The organism is Bacteroidales bacterium, assembly GCA_013141385.1.
Taxonomy (GTDB): domain Bacteria; phylum Bacteroidota; class Bacteroidia; order Bacteroidales; family Tenuifilaceae; genus UBA8529.
Genome location: JABFRB010000040.1, coordinates 47,302 through 66,938, shown reverse-complemented (window position 1 = coordinate 66,938; position 19,637 = coordinate 47,302). Strand labels below are relative to the sequence as shown.

Below are 19,637 nucleotides of genomic sequence, written 5' to 3'. Positions count from 1 at the left end.
ACTCCAAGCACGAAAAGTCGTCTTTAAACCTGCCTGAAAATTCTATTATGTTTTCCCCTGTAAACTTCATGCGTTCTATGGTTAGAATGCAAATCTAATAATAGTATTTAAATAAACACCTCAATATCCTAAAATCAATTCCTTTTCCCTTGGTGTGATTTTAGCCTTGGTTTCCATCTTGCTAACCCAAATATTCCAATCTTTTGTGGTGTGCTTTTCAGGTACAACCAAAGAATGACAATTACCGCATTTGTTTATATACAAAGCTCTACCATCAAGTAAGTCTTTAATACTAACACTTGATGTTATCTGACCTTCAGTTGGAATATATAATGCTGTGCCACATGCAATAATTAACCCTGTTAGTGCAACTGTAAGGCAAATAATTGCTGTTTTTCTTTTAAAAAGCATATGAGAAAAGGAGTCTAATTTGAAATTTTTCATACTCATTTAGATTTAACAAACTGTTGGTTTCGCCCTTAAGCGATAATAGTTGAGGCATAACCGTAAAATTTACCCAAAAATTATCATTGATATAAGAGAAACCCAAGCCGGAGAAGAGAGCGCTATGTTCGAGTTCCTTATCAACATATACATTTTTAAAAGCACTTTCAAGGGTAAGATTTAATTTGGGGTTTAATGAATAACCAAAAGATAAATAGTATTCTAACTTGTTTTCCTTCACCCAATTTAGCTTGTTATTAACATACTCAGGTGCAAATTCAGTTTCGAGAACAACATTTGTTGCAACGGTTAGGTTGTTAAACTTTTTATCGAGAATTAGCTTGCCCTCCAATTCAAGTTCGTTAGTACCAATACCATACTCCCCATATAGAGCCAATCCGAAAGGATTCGCTACAGGATCCATAAGTTTCAATTTAAATTCGTTTGAGAAGCTAATCTCATTTTCAGTACTTATTGATTTTACACCTAGATCTTCAACCGTTTTTGTTTTTGATGTGAGATTAAGGTAAAATGCAGTTTGTAAACTTTTGCCTAAACCAATCTCAAACTCAGTTCGATTATCTAATCGAGCATAAAAATCATCCCTGCCTGTACGAAGAGTATTCCATACCTCCAGCTCCCGTTGTCCCTTATTTAGAACTATACTTTGATAAGTGTACGTAAAAATTCTATCCTGTGCACTCGATAACAGTGATGTACCTAGAAAAATAAGAAGAACGATGTTCTTTGAAAATAAGTTTTTTGCATTCATAGCTAATTTTAGTTTTGTTTGAATGCAAAGTAACCCCTAATGTAGTGGGTCAACAATCCCTATTAGTTGGTATTTTAGTAAGACTAATCAACCATGTTATTGATTACTGCATAGAGAGTTAGCCCTGAAATGGATTTAATTCCGAGTTTGCTGGTTATATGTTTCCTGTGGGTGATTACTGTGTGGATGCTAATAAAAAGTTTTTCGGCGATAAGTTTGTTGCTATTTCCCTGTGCTACTAATTTTAACACATCAAGTTCTCTGGACGATAGTTGATGTTCTAAATTTATTTCTGTTGATTTTTCAATATATCTTTTCAGTTTGCCGTGAACGGAGTTTTGACTATCGGTTTTAAGAATAACTTCGTTAAAAGGGGTAAAATCTGCCATAGGTTGTTCGGTAAAATCTATACCAATAATCGAATTGTCTCCTTTCAAAAGATATTTTTTGTGTTTCTGAATAAAATTCCAATGTTTTGTATCGATAAGAACAATAAAACCAAACCATTCCTTTATCAATTTACAATCAGGACAATCCAGTAGGGTTTCGCGAATCTCCACATTATACGATTGCAGAATTGAGATTAAACCACTCTGAACTATGGGTGATTGGTGGATTATAATGCAACTTTTAAAGGTCATTCGAATTACCCTCCTAAGTTAGGAGTTTAAGAAGCCTTGGAACAAGTATCTTGTCCTCAAACCGGGCATGATCAATTTGTTCCAATTCAAAATGGGAGAGGGTGTGTAGTATTTCGAAAAAAAGTTGCTCGTCGGAATTTGCAGGAATATGTTGTATAATAACCACAATTAAATCGCTTAGCTCGGTTTCAACATTGGTGTGCTGGTTGAATAATTTCTTGAGATTATTGGATGATAATTTTTGCCCATCACGAACTTCTAAATAGTTCGATTTTGCAACAAGCGGAAAGATATTATCCTCTTCAAAGTTTATATGTTTTAAAAGTTTTTCGACGTATTCATTAAAGTATTTTTCAAGTGTATGAGATAATTTAGCATCGGGGAGTTTTCTTTTTAGCTCATTTAACAGCCCTTGGAGGCGAGGTATTGTAACTCCCTTATGATAATTATGTGTTTTTGTAAGAAAATCGATTAGCAGATTAAGATCAATTGTATCGATATTTGGGAAATAATCGTTCGAATTGTAGGTATTTATAACCGAAAGGAAGAATTCTAAATTCATTGCTCTTTTTGAGCAAATCATCTCAATTGTTTCCTGCCCAAAATTACTGCTGATTCCAAACCTAAATACAATTGGTAGTAGGTTGATATTCCGACTTAAAACATCGCAAAGTTTATCTTTTTGTGTAATCATATTTTTTGATGTTGATATCAAAACAAATCGTTCCTTAAAAAGGTTCAACTGAAAAGTAATTGCCTTGGGTAAAGTTATTGTTGAACTTTTCCCTTTTTGAAGTATTGGGTAGGTAAAGCCCTCAAGAATAGAAAAGTTGAGGTTGGAGTCTCATCTTAACAGGTTCAATTTGTCGTGTTTTTTTATTGTTCTTTATCCAAATAAATTGGTACTGTAAATTTAAAAGTGCTGCCTTTACCTAATTCGCTTTCTACCCATATGTTCCCGCCGTTTTTATTTACAAATTCATTACAAAGTAAGAGACCTAAACCTGTTCCACTCTCATCGGCAGTTCCTCTGGATGTATGTATTTGCGAAATTTTAAATAGTTTATTTTGTATTTCTGGCGATATTCCGATCCCATTATCTGAAACCGAAATTATAATATCTGATTCCATTTTTTGTGCATTAATGGTAACTATACCACCGTTATTTGTGAATTTTATAGCATTTGAAATAAGGTTTCTTAATATTGTTCTAAGCATATTAAGATCAGCAAAAACAGCTAGGTTTTCTTCCCCAAAATAATCAATTGCTATGGTTTTTGCATTTGCGTATGGTTTAAGAGTTTCAAGAATATCTAAACAAACAGTTTTAATGTTTAATTTTTGTGGTTCGAATGGTATTCTTCCCGATTCTGAATTTATCCACATTAAAATGGCTTCCAGTAAATTATAAACGCTTAGTGCTGAATTATTAATAATGTTCAATTGCTTTTCGATATCATCGATGTCTGATATGTGAATATTTTCTGTTAGTAATCCTAAATAACCCAATATGGAATTAAACGGACCTTTTAAATCGTGAGCAAGAATTGACATAAAAATATCCTTATCCGCATTGAGTTTTTCTAGTTCCTTATTCTTTTGATTAATAATTAATTCCGTTTGTTTAATTTCTGTGATATCATAACAGGAACCAATATAGCCTAAAAATGAATTATCTAAATCGTAAAATGGTCGTCCAAAATCCCTTATCCAACGATATTCCTCATGTTTGTTTTTCATTCTATATTCCATCAGAAAGGATTCTCTTTTATCAAATGCTGCCACATATGTTTGCAAACAAAAATCAAAATCATCGGGATGTACACCTTCAGCCCAACCATTTCCAAATTCTTGTTCCATTGTTCTACCCGTAAATTCAAGCCAGGTTCTATTGAAATAATCGCACAACTTATCTAACCGAGCACGCCAAATTAAGGCAGGAAAATCCTCAAATATTTTCAAATACAACTCTTTTGCTTTATTAATCTCAATATTCTGTGCCCTCAGAATTGAGTTTTCATTCTCAAGTTCTTTGATTCTTTCTGTCAGGTGATTTAAATCACTCTTCATAGCGAATATTTTTAAAATTACACGTAATGTTTCAATGTCTAGAGTGCTGAGGAATTGCCTTTGGCGAGGTTGAAAAAGATAATCTGTTTGAGATTACTAACCCACATGCCTTATTCAGATGGGCGATTGCATACACCGTTATTATGCATTGCTGCGAGCGAAGACCTTGCTTTTCTGTCATCGACCCATATTTAAAACTACATGTGCACTGTACCTAGAAGTAAATGTATAACATTTTTTAAAAACAAAAAATTTTGTATAAAATTAACCCTAAATGGCGTCTTTTTGTTTGAAAAATTTCATAATTTTTTAATCACTTTCACTGAAATTAATAAAACTACCTGCTAGAGTGATTGGGTAACTGACCAAAGGGAGTTCAGCGAAAGCGATTTTGAGTATTATTCATACAAAACCTTTAGAAATAGAAAAAACTGAGGCGGGAGCCTCAGCTGAACTTTCAAGATTTAAATATTCGTTATAAAAATCGCCATCGGTTATTGTTTGGTAGCAACAACCTTATAAAATACACTAATTTGTTTGCTCATGTCTTAGAACTCGATTGGTATATGGTAATTTGATAATATTGCTCCAATTGCTAATTGGCAAAGTAAATTTGAATTCACTTCCCTTTCCTTCATCGCTTGCAACCTGAATTGTTCCTCCATGTTTTTTAACAAACTCATTGCATAGAAGTAATCCCAAACCTGTACTGATTTCACCATCGGTGCTTGGTCGGCTGGTGTTTACATCAAGTCGGAATAGATTCCCAATCATATCTTGGTTCATGCCAATTCCTGTATCTTTTACAGAAACTTCAATCGTACTATTTTCTATCTGTTGAGTGCCAATGATTACACAACCACCTCGTGGAGTAAATTTTAATGCATTTGAAATTAGGTTTCTAAGTATTGTACTAGTCATAGCTTTATCAGCATAAACAGGTTCGGTTGTAAGGACGCTCTTAGAAATGGCTATTGATTTTTGTTTGGCAACATCATTGAATAAAAGTGCTATTTCATTGATAAGATTAGCCATGTCAAAATGCTCCGGATTAAAATTCATCCTGCCAGTTTGTGATTGTGTCCATTCCATCAGGTTTTTCAGCAATTCCATTGCATTATGAGATGATTGTACGATGATTTTGGCATACTCATCCATATCATCAAAGTTTTTTTCCTTTACATGTTTGGCAAGAATTTGGCTAAAGCCAACAATAGCATTGAAGTGACTTTTTAAATCGTGAGCAATAATGGAGAAGAATTTATCTTTTTCGGCATTTGTTTTCGAAAGTTCTTCGTTTATTAATTTGATTTCTGTTTCCGCCTGCTTTATTTGAGTGATATCTAAGAGAATTCCTCTTATTCCTGTTTGCTTTCCATTCCTTATAATGGGAGAGCTGTACACTAAAACAGGAAACTTGGTACCATCTTTTTTCAACCCTACATATTCATGTTCCTCAAATTGATTTCCTTCAAGTTTTCGTAAGAAATTTTTGAGAATTCTTTGCCTATCTTCGAGGGCTATCAGGTCAAGGATTTTTAGGCCTCTTTCTAGGTCATTGTGACTATACCCAAAAAGTTCTTTACCAGCATGGTTTGTGTATGTGAAATTTGCATCTAAATCTGTTTCCCATATTGGTTGTGGTACTAGTTCTGCTAGATTTTTGAACTGCTCTTCGCTTTCCTGTAGTTTTCTCTCCACCAGCTTGCGTTCAGTAATATCATTGTAAAGCGATAGAATCCCTCGTTGCCCGTTTGGTAGCATAACAGCCTTCTCTCTTAATGAAAAGTCGCAAAATGTACCATCTTTCCTCCGATTTATGACTTCCTTCGATAGAGTTTCTCCAGCAAGAATTCGTTTGATATTTTCGTCAACCACGTAGCTTTTATCAGATGAAACGAATATTCGCACATCGCTTCCAACAAGTTCTTCCTGAGTGTAAAGTGTGTGTTTTGTGATTATATCATTAGCTTCGAGAATAATCCCGTTTTCATCTAACAAGATAATTCCAGTAGGTGAAGTCTCGAAGAGGGTTCTATAACGTTGTTCACTCTCTTTGATTTTTTCCTCAAATTGCTTACGTTCGGTGATATCAAGCATAAAACCTCGTATCCCGACAACCTCTTGATTTTGAACAATTGGAGCAGAAAAAGCTATTGCATCGAATGAGTTCCCATTCTTACATAATGGCTTAAACTCGGTATAACCACCTACTACTTTTTCAATTCTTTTTTGCATTTGAGCCATAACTCGTTCCCTATCTTCTGGAAGAATCACACTAATGATATTAGTACCTTTTTCTAAATCCTCAAATGAATAACCAAGTTTTTTAAATCCATTTTCATTTGTGTATGTAATTTTCCCTTGTGTGTCACATTCAAAAATAACTTCAGGAAATATTTCAGCTAATTGCTTAAATCGTTCTTCACTCTGCTGCAAAGCTTCTTGGGCTTTTTTGCGCTCGGTGATATCGTTGTAAACAGATAAAATCCCGCGTTGTCCGTTTGGTAATAGAATAGTTTTCTCTCTCAATAACAAGTTACAAATTGTACCATCTTTCCTTCGATTTAAGACTTCTTGCTCAAGAGTTTCCCCAGCAAGAATCCTCCTTATACTTACTTCGGCATCGTGATCTAAGTCAGGTGGAACAAACATTCGCACATTGCTTCCTATCAACTCTTCCTGAGTGTAAAATGTAATTTTTGAGATAATATCATTGGCTTCGAGTATAATTCCATTTTCATCTATCAATGTTATTCCAGTAGGTGAAGTTTCGAAGAGAGTTCTATAACGCAGTTCACTCTCTCTGAGTTTTTCCTCAAAATGTTTATGCTCAGTGATGTCAATAAGAACACCATCTGTAGAAACCAGTTTTCCATTTATGTAAATTGGTGTCCATCGATCCTGTAAACATTTGTAAGATCCATCCTTACAGAGCCACCATGTTTCATGTGTGAAATCAGTATCTAATTGATATTCGGCCAAATATTTAAGAAAATTATCCCACTCCGCAAACTTTGCTTCAGTTACAACTTTAGTTAAAAAGGCTTGCCTTCCACCCATCTCCTTGATGTCTTCGAGTGAATAGCCAGTAATTCTTTCGAAAGTAGGACTTAGGTAATTGAATTCTTTTGTTTCAACATCAACGCTATAAACCACATCTCTGATATTTGTGATCAGAAGCCTAAACATCTCCTCGCTCTTCTGGAGTGCATCTTCAGCTTTTTTGCGCTCAGTGGTATCGTTTAAGGCGGATAAAATCCCTCTTTGCCCATTTGGTAGCATAATAGCCTTCTCTCTTAACGATAAGTAGCAAAATGTACCATCCTTCCTTCTATTTAAGACTTCTTGCTCCAGCGTTTCCCCAGCAAGAATTCGCTTGATACTTTCTTCGGCATGATGGTTTAAATCAGGTGGAACAAGCATTCGCACATCCCTTCCTATAAGCTCTTCCTGAGTGTAAAATGTGATTTTTGAGAGTATGTCATTAGCTTCAAGTATAATTCCATTTTCATCTAACAACATAATTCCGGTAGGTGATGTCTCGAATAGGATTCGATAACGCTGTTCACTCTCCTTGATTTTTTCCTCAAATTGCTTACGTTCGGTGATATCAAGCAAAAACCCTCTAAAACCGACTACCTTATGATTTTGAATAATTGGAGCAGAAAATGCTATGGCATGGAACGAACTACCATTTTTACGTAACGGCTTAAATTCAGTATAGCCGCCTATTGCTCTAGCAGTTCTTTTTTGCATTCGGGCCATTACTCGTTCCCCGTCTTCTGGAATAATCACGTCAATGATATTAATGCCTTTTGCTAAATCATCCTTTGAATAACCAAATTTTTTAAAACCATTTTCATTCGAGTAGGTAACATTCCCTTGATTGTCGCATTCGAAGATAACTTCAGGGAATATTTCAGCTAATTGCTTAAATCGTTCTTCGCTCTTTCGCAACTCTTCTTCTGCTTGCTTGCGCTCGGTAATATCAATTAGTACGCCATCTGTAGAAACCAGTTTACCATTTATGTATATTGGTATCCAGTGATCCTGTAAACATTTGTAAGATCCATCCTTACATAACCACCACGTTTCATGTGTGAAATCAGTATTGGAATGATATTCAGCTAATTGTTTAAGAATATTATCCCACTCTGTGACCTTTTCTTCGGTTACAACTTTAATTAAAAATGCATGTCTTCCACCCATCTCTTTGATATCATTGAGCGAAAAGCCAGTAATTCTTTCAAAAGTAGGGCTTAAGTATTTGAATTCTTTTGTTGCAACATCAACGCTGTAGACCACATCCATGATATTTGTAATCAAAAGCCTAAATTTCTCTTCGCTTTCCTGCAGTGCCTCCACCGTTTGTTTGTGCTCATTGATATCAGTATCGTATGATTCCTTTAATAAATTGTACTTCTGTTGCAATTCCTGTAGTTCATTTATTAATTCTTCTTTATTTTTATCCTGATAGTTCATATTTTATCAAATTTTTAATCCGCCTTGCCTTAAAACTGCTTAAACAGCCTACTTTGCTAAACGAAAAGTCGACTCGTTATGCTTTATTTTGTGCTTTTTGGTTAAGGTTTTATATCAAAGGAAAATTATTTTATTTTTTCTGATTAGTTCAGTTCTATTACGGTTAAGTTTATCTTTTTGTTTGCTTTTAAATGTTCTTTACTGTTAATTCTATAACATATTAATTTGTCTAAACTCCCTTTGATCGGTAGCAAATCCTCGTCAGTTGGATAAAGCCTTAAAGAATAGAAAAGCTGAGGCGGGAGCTTCAGCTTAACAGGGAATAGGAGTATAAGTTAATAATCAACAAGTATATTGTACTATAATATTCATAAAATATTGTAATTTGTTATTAATCAAATATACTTTAACTATCATCCTTTATATAGGATAATAATATAAAAATAGTATCGATATGTATTTCAAAAATATAAAAATATTTATTAGCGAATAAATAAATAGCAAATATGTTTCAAAATATATTTTGTATATTCTTTAAGAAACGCATTCCCTAGTTTTTTGAATTACAGAACCCCTATTGTTTCTGGGCCTATTGCGAATTGGTTAACTATTTACAAAATATAGTACCGTATCAAAAGATAGAAATTTTCCATTAAAACCTGTATTTGAGTATTTATTCAAACCTGAATTCTGCACATGCGGTTTTGCAACAGACCAATTGGGATTCAGAAAATTAGTTTTGAGTATCATGCAAGCAAAGCCTTTAGTAATATAAAAGCTGAGGCGGAAACCTCAGCTTTTAATGGATTAATTACTTATTAAACTATATTATATGCTATCCTTTTACAATAATTGTAAGACCTCCAATGCTTAACCCAGTCTTTTCATTTATCATTTCAATCTCAAATTGGGTGGCATTGTTTTTACGCAAAAACATAAACGGAATTTGCATTGTTACTTTATTAGCACCGCCTTTGAACTCTTTTGTCCAAGTATTAGTATTGATAGATTTCATAGCTTCAAAACGTGTGGTATCAATACTTTTCTTGAAAATTAATGAAAGAATATAAAGTAACAGCTGGACAAAATAGCTTTTTTGTGTTACTGTATTGATTTTGTTTTGAATGATGTTTAAATTGTTTGCAGTTCCAATATTATTCAAAAACAAGAATCGGTTTACTTTAATATCTTTGTTTATTGTAACAAGATTTGCTAATGCATTTATCGGTTTTTTATTAACAGCATTTTTGTTTTGTGTGAGTTTTAAAGTAAAAGTTTGCTGCTTCATTTGCATTGGTGTAAAAACCATAAATTCAAAAGTTGCACCCTGATTGACAATACTAAGATTTTGCTGTGCAACATGCCTATCAATTGTTGGATTAAACTGATCGGCCGAATTCGGCATATCGGCGTTTATATAGCTGTAGGCTCTTGCAAATAAACACTGGTGTCCGAGATTACTATTGGTTGGTGTAAAATTAAAACTTGCAGTTGCAGTATTATGTCCTAGGATACTCAAGGTGGTTATCCCAATCTGTGTTGCATGAGGTCTGTCAAATCCAATGGAAGGATTGCAAATAAAGAGATCCACTACACATGAATTGCATGACATATCCCCATCATTATGGACTAAAACTGTGATTGTGTGATTTTGGTTAAGTGCAAGTTCATTTGTAGGAATCAGCGTGCCTGAAGAGTTGAATAGTTCAATGTCAGGGCTATTCCAGAATACAGTGTTTGCAGGTAGAGGACGACTACCATTGTCGGTAGTGGTAGAACGGATGTACAACATGGTTTTATCTTTGAATTCCTCAGGTTTATCATCCTTGTTCTCAAAGGCTTTTCTGTTTGCAGGATCCTTATGAAACCTGTCCATGGACATTTTTTTGTCAGCTTGTAGTTTTCTGATTAATTCTATTGCTTTCATAATATTTTGGAGCTAGGGTCAATAATATCTGTTTGTATGTTAAGAACATTATTATCAGTAGTAACCGCAACATGCGGTTTGTTTTCGTTATTTACATCTGCATAAACAGCAACTTTGCGCCATGCTTTAAATCCAATTCCTCTGTCGGCATCAAGATTGAAATCGGCTAATGATTTACCATCAAGAAAATCTTGGTAAAGGATGCACCCGAAATCAATTGCAGAGCCAAAAGCATCTAGGATTCCCATTTCATAAAGACGGTTATATTTTTCATTGGTTGTTACTTCATGATCGACTCCTGTTTTTTCAATGAATTTTTTCAGGAATTCATATCTTTCTCTGTCAAATTTAATAGGACCAAAAATATACCGCTTCAAGTTCATGCCGTAATATGATTTAGGAGCACCCGCAGTTTTGTCTAATTCAAGGGTAGCGAGAGGAGGCATTGGGTAAATTAAATGACACTCACATTCCATTCCAACTGGTTTAAACTTCCTGGTAGGGAAAAAATTATATAGAGTTGAAGCGTTATGCCCTAATGTATCATTTGTTCCTGAATCATAAAGATGTTTTATTAGATAATGTGGCAATTGGGAATTAAATGGGAATCCAAATCCATTCAATACTATTGCTTGGTGAAGGTTCATGTAAGAATTATAAAGTTCTTCATAAGCCAGTGATATCATAAATCTAATAGGTGCAGCACCTAAAGTAGCAATTGCTCCAATAACTGCATCTATTGCTGCAGCGGCAGCAAGAAAAGGAGATATTATTGCAAGTCCTATTGCTTTTAAAACCCCAAGAATTCCACCATCACCGCTGAATCCATCCGCAATTGAACCTCCAAGATCTTCTAGATTATCTACAAATGTATTCCAGACCTCTTCCATTTCTGCGCTGAAAGAATAGGGTTCAGGTTTTGGAAGATCGAGTGTATTGGTTGATTTTCTAAACCACATTAACCAGAGTCTGTATGCATCATTCAGATCATCGTTATTCATTTCTTTTCCATATAACGAATTGCCAGATTCAAAATAAACTTTTTTGAGAGAATCAAGAACGAAGTTATTTAAATTTCCGGGAAGATGTCTTTCGTCACCATTTATAATATAATCCTCCCCAAGTTTACTTTGAACAAACTCAACTCCCCCTGTGTATTCTTTAAAAGCCATTACATCTTCGTGGTTCTCCACTAATTTATGGCGTTTTGGGTGAGTTCGATAAGGTCCACCGGAAATTATATTTACAAATGGATGGCCAACGATATCAGCCGCGTAATGGGTTAGATATCCTAAAGCATAAGCATGTTCAATTGTTCCTGGAGCTGAATTCTTAAGTAATGTTTGAGCATATTGTCCTGTTCGGCGATAATGCAAAACATCAAACCACCACCAATCTTTGAAATCCTGACCATCCTGAATAGGATGCTTAAGTAATTCAAAAACCTCTACATTATCCAGGATGAATTGTTCGATTTTTGCCGTCAAAGTGGCTGTAAGCAAAGAAATCAAGTTTTTAGCTTCTGTAAGTAGTTGAGAAATTTCTGTGAGAGTAGAAGATCTTGCTTCAACATCTTCATAGACTTCCTCGAGAGTAGCAACTGCATCTTTTAATTCTTGAGGAATAATTGCTAATAGTTGTGCCTTGAAATCTTCAATAAAATCAGTGATATCAAGGTACATATCAATTAACCTCTTAAGGGTAGGATCAATGTCCTTTGTGTTAAAAAACAAAAAATCAGGGCCCTGAGACCCAAGATAAAAAGCTGAAGCAAAATCCCCACTCAATCGATCTAAAAATGGATGATAGGATGGGTCTAATTTAGTTTTCAACTCATTTGCAATTTCTTTTGCAATAATGTGATGAATAGCTGGACCTGGCATAAAACTTAATTTTAAGTTAATAATTCTAATATGAATTGAAGGGAATAGTAATAAAATGTAAATAAAGTGTACTAATATATTTCATAAGATATTGCATATATTTAATTGAAAATATATTTATTTATTGAACTAAATATAAGATATTTATATAAAAATAATATAGATATGTATTTTAAATATAAAATAATATTTATTAATGACTAGTAAAATAGCAATATGTTTCAAAATATATTTTGTGTGCTCTGTAGATATATTTTCTCCTTGTTTTCTGAATTGTAGTGGTTTCTGAGTCTATTGCTAATTATTATTCTATTTAGGAAATAAATAGGGATATAGAAATATTCCACTTTGACCTATTGTTATGATTTTCATTCAAATCCAAAACATCTTAGTGTGGATAGGCCATTAACCAAAGAGTATTTAGCAAATCAAATTCTGAGAAAAGCCTTCAAGAATAGAAAAACTGAAGCGGGAGCCTCACATCTAATAGGGAGATGTTTAATAAGGGATTGTGTGATTAGTATATAATGTCTATTAAGTATCACTACAAAACTCTGTCAGGGTTCAAAACCCTGACAGAGTTAAACTCAGAAATATGTATTATTTAATTTTAGACTTTATATAACTTGGCAAAGCGATCTTCATTAACCTCTAGACGAACTGAGTTTGCAAGTTCAATGAAAGAAAACTACGACGAGCGAGAGCATATTTGTTTTATAAAGAGCTATGGTGTAAGTGTAACATCTATTTGATTAGATAAACCACCTTCTGGAGGAGGATTAAATACAGCTATTCGTAAAGTTGGTAAATTGATATTCATCAAATCATCTTTTTTGATTATAAGTTTAAGTTGTTTTGAACTAACGAATTCGGGTTTATAATCCTTGTTATTGAAACGTACTTGCGAGTCAACAATAAAGTCACTTCCATTAAATATAAGCTCGCTGAAATCTTTTGATTTAGAAATGGATTGGGCTGAAATATTTATAATATATGGGGTCGGGTTTAAGTTTATTTCTTTTTCTTTATCGCTTTTAAATATAAAATCAAATAGTTCACTTAGCTTATTCAGTGCTTGCTTTGAAAACATGCCAACTAGGCCAGATAATGCAAGGATTGTGTAAAAATTTGCATTGTGAAATTCTTTATAAAAACCTGCTCTAATAACAAGGTAGAAAACCAATGAAAGGACACCTCCAGCAAAAGGTCTCAATAAATACCATGTTGACCAAGTAGTAGAGAATTTTCCGTTTCCAATATGATAGGAAATTGAGACGATCCCATGTAAACTTGAACCAAGAGCACCAATTAAGATTATTAACAATAGTAGCGAGCTTCCAGGTATAGGATTTTCTGAAGGAAGAAAAGTTATAGATGTTTCATTAACTGATTTGTTTGGTTTAGTAATTTTTAAACTCAGTTTTGATGTGTCTTTAAGTACACTTGATATTTCTGGTTTGAATTTTCCTTCAATATGAATTTTTGCAACAGTATCAGTAATCACAAATAAACTGTCAACACTCTTTTTTCCCTGAGTAAAGTAAGTGTCATTAGGCCAAGAATAGAAAATTGTGGTTAGTAGAAACAAAGTAACTATTATAAGGTATGTAATAAGACCCGATTTAGAGCAAATGAATTCTTTGAATTCTTTCATAAACTTCCAATTTATTTTAAGTCCCATATGAATTTACTACATTTTAATTAATCATTTAACAATGATTTATTACTAACAAAATGAGTTAAGAACTTAGTTATGTTTGACATTATTTTATAAAATTACAACAATATTTATTCAAAAGCAAATTTCATAAATGATAAAAACACTTAATGAAAATCTAATTAAGTAGATACAATTGTTTGTGGATACAGCAGTTTTTTTCATCAACATTTGAATATATAGATACAACAAAGCTATCATACAGGCAAAGTCTACAAGAATAAAAAAGCTGAGATGAGAATCTCAGCTTAATTTTGAAAACTTTCAAATTATTTAGTTGGTAATTTAATCCTTAATACAACGAACTGCATCTCCTACAGCTTTACCATTGTCAGAGTAAAAATGAGCTCCATCATTGTATCTCAAAGTCCATTCATAGCTTGAAGTACTGTTTAATTGAGTTGCACTCCACCATTGTGAGAAATAACCCATATTCACAAAAACGTTCACGCGCGAGCCACTAGGAACAGCTGTAAATCCAGTTCCATTTGTTGCATCACCATTGGGCGAAAACCAATGTGTAAGACCTATCTCTTTCAAAGCACCACATGCTCCTCCCACATAAGATGATAATGTATTCCATTCTGCTAATGTTGGAACATGCCAACCTATTGGAGCCAATTTTCCAGTATTCACTGCATACCAATTATACATAGCTCCGTAAGGGTTCATAAATGTTTGGTCATTATTGTACCAGCAATATGCCCCCGTTGTTAAGGATAACCAGGAATTATCAGTTACATTTGGAATACTTGATCCATCATTATATTTTGTAACTCTCAAATTTTCAACCATCCAAACCTGACTTCCAATTTTCACGGTATGGTATACGTTGCCATCAATATCGGTAACTGTAGTAGATTCGGATAAAAGTCTGATAATAAGAGGCCCTTTATCTTCACTCCTATAAAAAAGTTTTAACTCATTGGCAGAAATGTTAGTATAATAAGTTTGATATCCATCTTTGCTAACAGCTATAGAAAAACTGGTGGAGTTGTCGCGCAATGTAATTTGGTTGGTAATAGCAGCAAGTACACCGCTATAGGCAACTGTATTGTTTGCATTTTTAATGGAGATATTGGCTGAAGTTAGTTCCCAATTCTTAACACTTTCATTATAAACCATAACGGTTGTTAAGAAGTTAAAAGTTTTTACAACATCGAAACTAAAACTATCGTAACCAAAATCCTCAAAACTTGCACCTTCAACAGAAATTACCTCAGGAACTATTTTGGTTATGTTGTCTTTGCTAATACTAAATTCAATTGGAAGTGGATTATTAACTAAATATGCAAACTTAGAATTCTTTAAAGGAGTAGCAAAAATAGCAGAATCGGAACTATTAAGAACTATAAATTTGCTGATACTATAATTGCCAGCAATTAAGGGTAATGGCTCGCTCAAATAGCTACCATTCATGTTAAAGAGAACTATTTCTTTTGATTCAAGAATCACTTTACCTTTTGAATCGGTAATAGATATAAGAATAGTTGATGGTGTTTCATTAACTGCTTTGCTTTCAAATTTCAACTTCTGTTGTGACTTACTTAATCCAAACTGAATGGTTCCTTGAGATTCATTCTCGTTTTCTTTTTTGCATGAGGCAAAGCCTATTGCTACGAGTAGTAATGCATAAACTAAATTCTTTTTCATTGTTTTAAAGGCTATTAAATTAAATAATTGCAAATCAATTAATGTTTTGTGAGTAAGATATATCATACATATAATGGTCAAATAATAATGACAAAAAATAAGGAGCAAAGCATCAACTCCATATGTAATCAAAGATAGTAGTAATTTTTGAATCATTCAAACCAATCTAGTTTTTACATACCCTTAAGGCGGAGCTAGTTCTTCGGAGCCAATGACACCTTTCATCGAGCTGACGTTTCTTTAGTAATATGCAGGCAAAGCCTTTAAGAATAGAAAAGCTGAGGCGGAAACCTCAGCTTAACAGGGATTTATAAAGGTATTTATGCGGTCAAAGACAGCTATTTAATTACGACGTAGATACGCTTCGCTAACCGAGCGTTCATTGCGAGTTCGCTGAAAGCAATCTACGATGAGCGGGGGGTTACTATTGACTCTTCCAGTTCTTACGAATCTGGAAGGTCAACCAATACGGTTAACCTAGCAGAGTCCGAAGGTCCTGCTAGAGTTTAATAATCTTGAATCAACTATAGTATTAAGCTAAAGATTACCCTGTTTATCTAGGCAAAGCCATTAAGAATGGAAAAGCAGAGGCGTAAGCCTCGGCTTAACGAGGACTCTACATTTTTTTAATTCCACTTCCAATCTTTTTATACGATTGTTTGTCTATTTAATACGATTGCTTATCCATTTGATAAGATAACCTCTCGTTTTGATAAGATCGCTTATCGTTTTAATAAGATCACTTATCGTTTGGATAAGATAACCCATCGTTTTGATAAGGCAGCCTGTCATTTCGACACATTATCCTACCGAAACGATAAGCAATCCTGTCATTTTGGTAAGATTTCTTATCCAATCGATAAGCAACCGGGGTTTGGAGGTGGAGGGGGGTACCTCCGAAGTACCCCCCTCCACCTATTAGGTATCCTTCGGTAATAAATCCGCGCTAGCGGATTGTGCAATCAGAGACCGCTGTTTAGTTACGACGTAGATTACGTTTCGCTAATCTACGACGAGCGGGGCCGTTGTTAGCACGTAAATTTCTAAAACTCAAATCCAAACAAAGTTCCAGAAATATCTTTATCATGAAGTTTTAAGATAATTTCATTTTCCTTGAAGTTTTGAATTTTATTTAAAATATCTAAAGGTAAATCTGATTTTATTGCAGAGAGTATATACTGAATCTTATATTTTTTTGTAATATCGTTTATTAATTCTAAGAGCCTAATTTTTATCCCATTATCTTGCTGGGATAAAACATCATCGTGATATACAAACCTAAAATAAGACTCTTTGTTATATGCACATAAAATGGATAGGTCAAATGCAACACATAACAATTTCATGTAAGTATTACCCTCATCTTTTGCGGTATCCTTATTCTCATCAATTTTAGACTTTACTTTTGGTGGAATAAAATCAACATTATTATTTGTATTAGGATTCCATGAAAGAACAGCATTCTCATCCATTATGTGTTTGTAAAATTTTGAAAATAATGTTCTTATTTCACTATATTTTTGATTTTTATCTGTTGATTGATGAATCTTCTTAAGTTCACTAATTGTTGATTTTATATCAGTTTGCAACGACTCTATTTCATTCTCTTTTTGAATAATTAAGTCTATTGCATTAATTTTTTCTTGAAACTTCAATAATTGACCTTCTACCTTAACTAAGTCTTTTTGACATTTTTTAAATTTTGTAAAAGTATCACTGTCTGTAAGATGAATTAAAAGAGATTCTCTCTCGTGATGAAGATTTTCTAATTTTGAATTTACTTCTTTAAGTTCTTTTTCCTTTTCTTTAATTGTTGATTTTAAAAGTTTGTTTCTTTCTGTTGTCAACTTTTTATTGAAGGATATTAAATCTTCATAATCTGAAGTTAATTGCTCTGAAAAATAAATTGAGGTTTCCTCAAAGACTTTTTTAACCTTATTAATATCAAAAGAAAAATTATTTTTTATGGAAGTCTTTAGTTTGTTAAGCTCATAGTTTAACTTGTATGAATCTGAGTTTAAATTTGATATTTTATTCTCAATTTCATCAATGCCTTCTTTTATGAGATATTTGTCTTGCTTGTAGAAATTAAATCTATCTATCTGCTCTTCTACTTCCTTATACTCGCTCTCTAAAATAGATCTTTCTGCAATTATTTCATCTCTCTGTTCTACTTTTACTGAATAATCATTTTTATAAGAGCTAATTAAACTCTTAATGTCTTCTATTTTGGCATCATTGTCATATTTTAATCTGAGTAATTCTCCTTTAAAACCAAGTAAATCAAACATAAAAGGTTTCCAATCTATATCCTTTCCACCAGTAAATTTATTAAGCTTATAAACATCCTTAAAATCATCCTGTGTACGAAGTGAATAACTTATAGATTTTCGATAGTTATAATCTTTATTGTGAAAAAAATCAAATGACAGGTAATCAGAAAGTATATCACGAGCTTTATCGATGGTAATATTTTTGTAATCCCAATTTAGCGGAGGAAGATAATTTGTTGTTGTTTGATTTTGCAGTGTAAAAGATATTTTTGTATTATCCTCAATATTTCTCTTGATAGTTAAGTATTCATTAGTGTTTAAAAATAATTCTAAATAGAATTCATGATTAATGAAGACAGATTTGTCATTCTCTTTTATTTTAAGAAAAAAATGATTTTTATTTATCTTTTTTAAAAGCATGAAGTCAATTAATTCCGCAAGTTTTGTTTTACCTAAATCATGAGAATTTTTCTTCTCTTTTAAATCAGACTTTACATCAGCAAATATCACATTTAATTCATTAAGATTAAAAGTGATATTCTTGAAGTCTTTATCGTTGCAATATAGTTTACTTAGTTGCATTGTATTTAAAAGAATCTGTTATTTCTAAATATTCAAGTTTTCCTAAAAGATAAAGAAAATTCAAAGCATATGGAAAATTTTCTTTGGCTTCTGTTCCCATATTATCTATGACTTTTTTTAATAAATCATCATAATTAATGTCATAAAAAGCATTTAATTGTTTTAAAATAAATGCACTAACATTTATTACTGATATGTCAGGATTTATATGTCTATCTGGTTTAATCATTATTTGCTTTTTTCCCAATCAAACATTCATAATACATATAATGTAGGAAAACCATTACATGTCTTTTGCTCCCTTTAAGTGGGATTGAACCATCACAAATCAACTTGTAAATAAATACAAATATTTCCTCAAACAATTCAAAATCATCTCTTTTTAATGAAATTAACTGATTTAATTCGTATGCTGTGTCATAATAATACTCTTTTAAATCCTCATTCAATGGATTATTCAGGAATTTTTCTATTTTATCAAAATCCATTAACGATTCACCAACAATAAATTCTTTAAAGTATTCTTCACTAAGTTTGTTCTTCTTATTTTTTTCTTTTTTATCAATTAGGGTAAAATCCTTTTTCAGCTTGTCAACTTCCTCTTGAATTTCTGTTTTAATTTCAGGAAGTTGACTCTTGAAGGCTAAAATAATGTCTTTTATTTCATCATCAGAAAAGTCAAACTGGATATGATTTATATCTAATCTAAACTGTTTGACTATGTCCTTATTTGAATTCAAATAGTTGTTATTGATTGTTTCTTTGCCAATTATTACACAATTTTCAATACCGGTGTCGTCTATAATTTTGTTTACTAATCTTTCTCCTTTAATTCCTGAATATTTGCGATTAGTAAACAGAAGATAATTATCAATTTCTCCATTTTCTTTTAATTTTTTGATTTTAATAATTTCATCATCAATAATTTTTTCGAATTCATTGTCGGAACATGAAGCAATAGGATTTTCAGTATGTTTTGCTTGGATTATAAATTTTCCACTCCAACTATCATTTGTTGAAGGGTAATTTTGAGCTGTACCCGTAAATTTTCCGTCACGACCGCCATCTTTCCCTGATGAAAAAACAACAACCCCAGGACCTAGAATTTTCTGGCAAATAGTATTTACCATCCTTTCAAAATCTGCATCATTAATATTTTCTAATCTATAATCCATGTTACAAAACTAATA

At 32.8% G+C, this 19,637-nt stretch carries 13 protein-coding genes; all 13 read right to left on the bottom strand.

What is annotated here, in order from left to right; translation table 11 throughout:
- Nucleotides 1–120 precede the first annotated feature (120 nt).
- Nucleotides 121–444 (bottom strand): hypothetical protein, encoded by a 324-nt coding sequence (locus tag HOO91_19135; GenBank protein NOU19677.1) that lies wholly within the window; start codon nucleotides 442–444, stop codon nucleotides 121–123.
- Nucleotides 401–1,216 carry a hypothetical protein gene (locus tag HOO91_19130; protein NOU19676.1) on the bottom strand — a complete coding sequence of 272 codons (816 nt, stop codon included), beginning with the start codon at nucleotides 1,214–1,216 and terminating at the stop codon, nucleotides 401–403. Before HOO91_19130 ends, HOO91_19135 begins: the two co-directional genes overlap by 44 nt.
- A gap of 83 nt (nucleotides 1,217–1,299) precedes the next feature.
- On the bottom strand, nucleotides 1,300–1,857 hold the full coding sequence (locus HOO91_19125) for a helix-turn-helix transcriptional regulator (protein ID NOU19675.1): 558 nt from the start codon (nucleotides 1,855–1,857) through the stop codon (nucleotides 1,300–1,302).
- Nucleotides 1,858–1,870: 13 nt separating this feature from the next.
- Complete coding sequence (locus HOO91_19120; protein NOU19674.1) at nucleotides 1,871–2,551, bottom strand: hemerythrin domain-containing protein; 681 nt, start codon at nucleotides 2,549–2,551, stop codon at nucleotides 1,871–1,873.
- A gap of 182 nt (nucleotides 2,552–2,733) precedes the next feature.
- Entirely contained in the window at nucleotides 2,734–3,927 is a 1,194-nt protein-coding gene (locus HOO91_19115) for a PAS domain-containing sensor histidine kinase (protein NOU19673.1), read from the bottom strand.
- Nucleotides 3,928–4,455: 528 nt separating this feature from the next.
- Nucleotides 4,456–8,412 carry a PAS domain S-box protein gene (locus HOO91_19110; protein ID NOU19672.1) on the bottom strand — a complete coding sequence of 1,319 codons (3,957 nt, stop codon included), beginning with the start codon at nucleotides 8,410–8,412 and terminating at the stop codon, nucleotides 4,456–4,458.
- A gap of 835 nt (nucleotides 8,413–9,247) precedes the next feature.
- Nucleotides 9,248–10,339, bottom strand: a complete 1,092-nt coding sequence (locus HOO91_19105; protein NOU19671.1) for a hypothetical protein — start codon at nucleotides 10,337–10,339, stop codon at nucleotides 9,248–9,250.
- Complete coding sequence (locus HOO91_19100) at nucleotides 10,336–12,222, bottom strand: hypothetical protein (protein NOU19670.1); 1,887 nt, start codon at nucleotides 12,220–12,222, stop codon at nucleotides 10,336–10,338. The genes HOO91_19105 and HOO91_19100 overlap by 4 nt, the downstream gene beginning before the upstream one ends.
- 724 nt (nucleotides 12,223–12,946) lie before the next feature.
- Nucleotides 12,947–13,876, bottom strand: a complete 930-nt coding sequence (locus HOO91_19095) for a hypothetical protein (protein ID NOU19669.1) — start codon at nucleotides 13,874–13,876, stop codon at nucleotides 12,947–12,949.
- 348 nt (nucleotides 13,877–14,224) lie between these two features.
- Nucleotides 14,225–15,592, bottom strand: coding sequence for a hypothetical protein (locus HOO91_19090; protein NOU19668.1), 1,368 nt, complete (start codon nucleotides 15,590–15,592; stop codon nucleotides 14,225–14,227).
- A gap of 1,043 nt (nucleotides 15,593–16,635) precedes the next feature.
- Nucleotides 16,636–18,447, bottom strand: a complete 1,812-nt coding sequence (locus HOO91_19085; protein ID NOU19667.1) for a DUF2326 domain-containing protein — start codon at nucleotides 18,445–18,447, stop codon at nucleotides 16,636–16,638.
- Nucleotides 18,434–18,676 carry a hypothetical protein gene (locus HOO91_19080; GenBank protein ID NOU19666.1) on the bottom strand — a complete coding sequence of 81 codons (243 nt, stop codon included), beginning with the start codon at nucleotides 18,674–18,676 and terminating at the stop codon, nucleotides 18,434–18,436. The genes HOO91_19085 and HOO91_19080 overlap by 14 nt, the downstream gene beginning before the upstream one ends.
- Entirely contained in the window at nucleotides 18,669–19,622 is a 954-nt protein-coding gene (locus HOO91_19075) for a hypothetical protein (protein ID NOU19665.1), read from the bottom strand. The genes HOO91_19080 and HOO91_19075 overlap by 8 nt, the downstream gene beginning before the upstream one ends.
- Nucleotides 19,623–19,637: the final 15 nt, after the last annotated feature.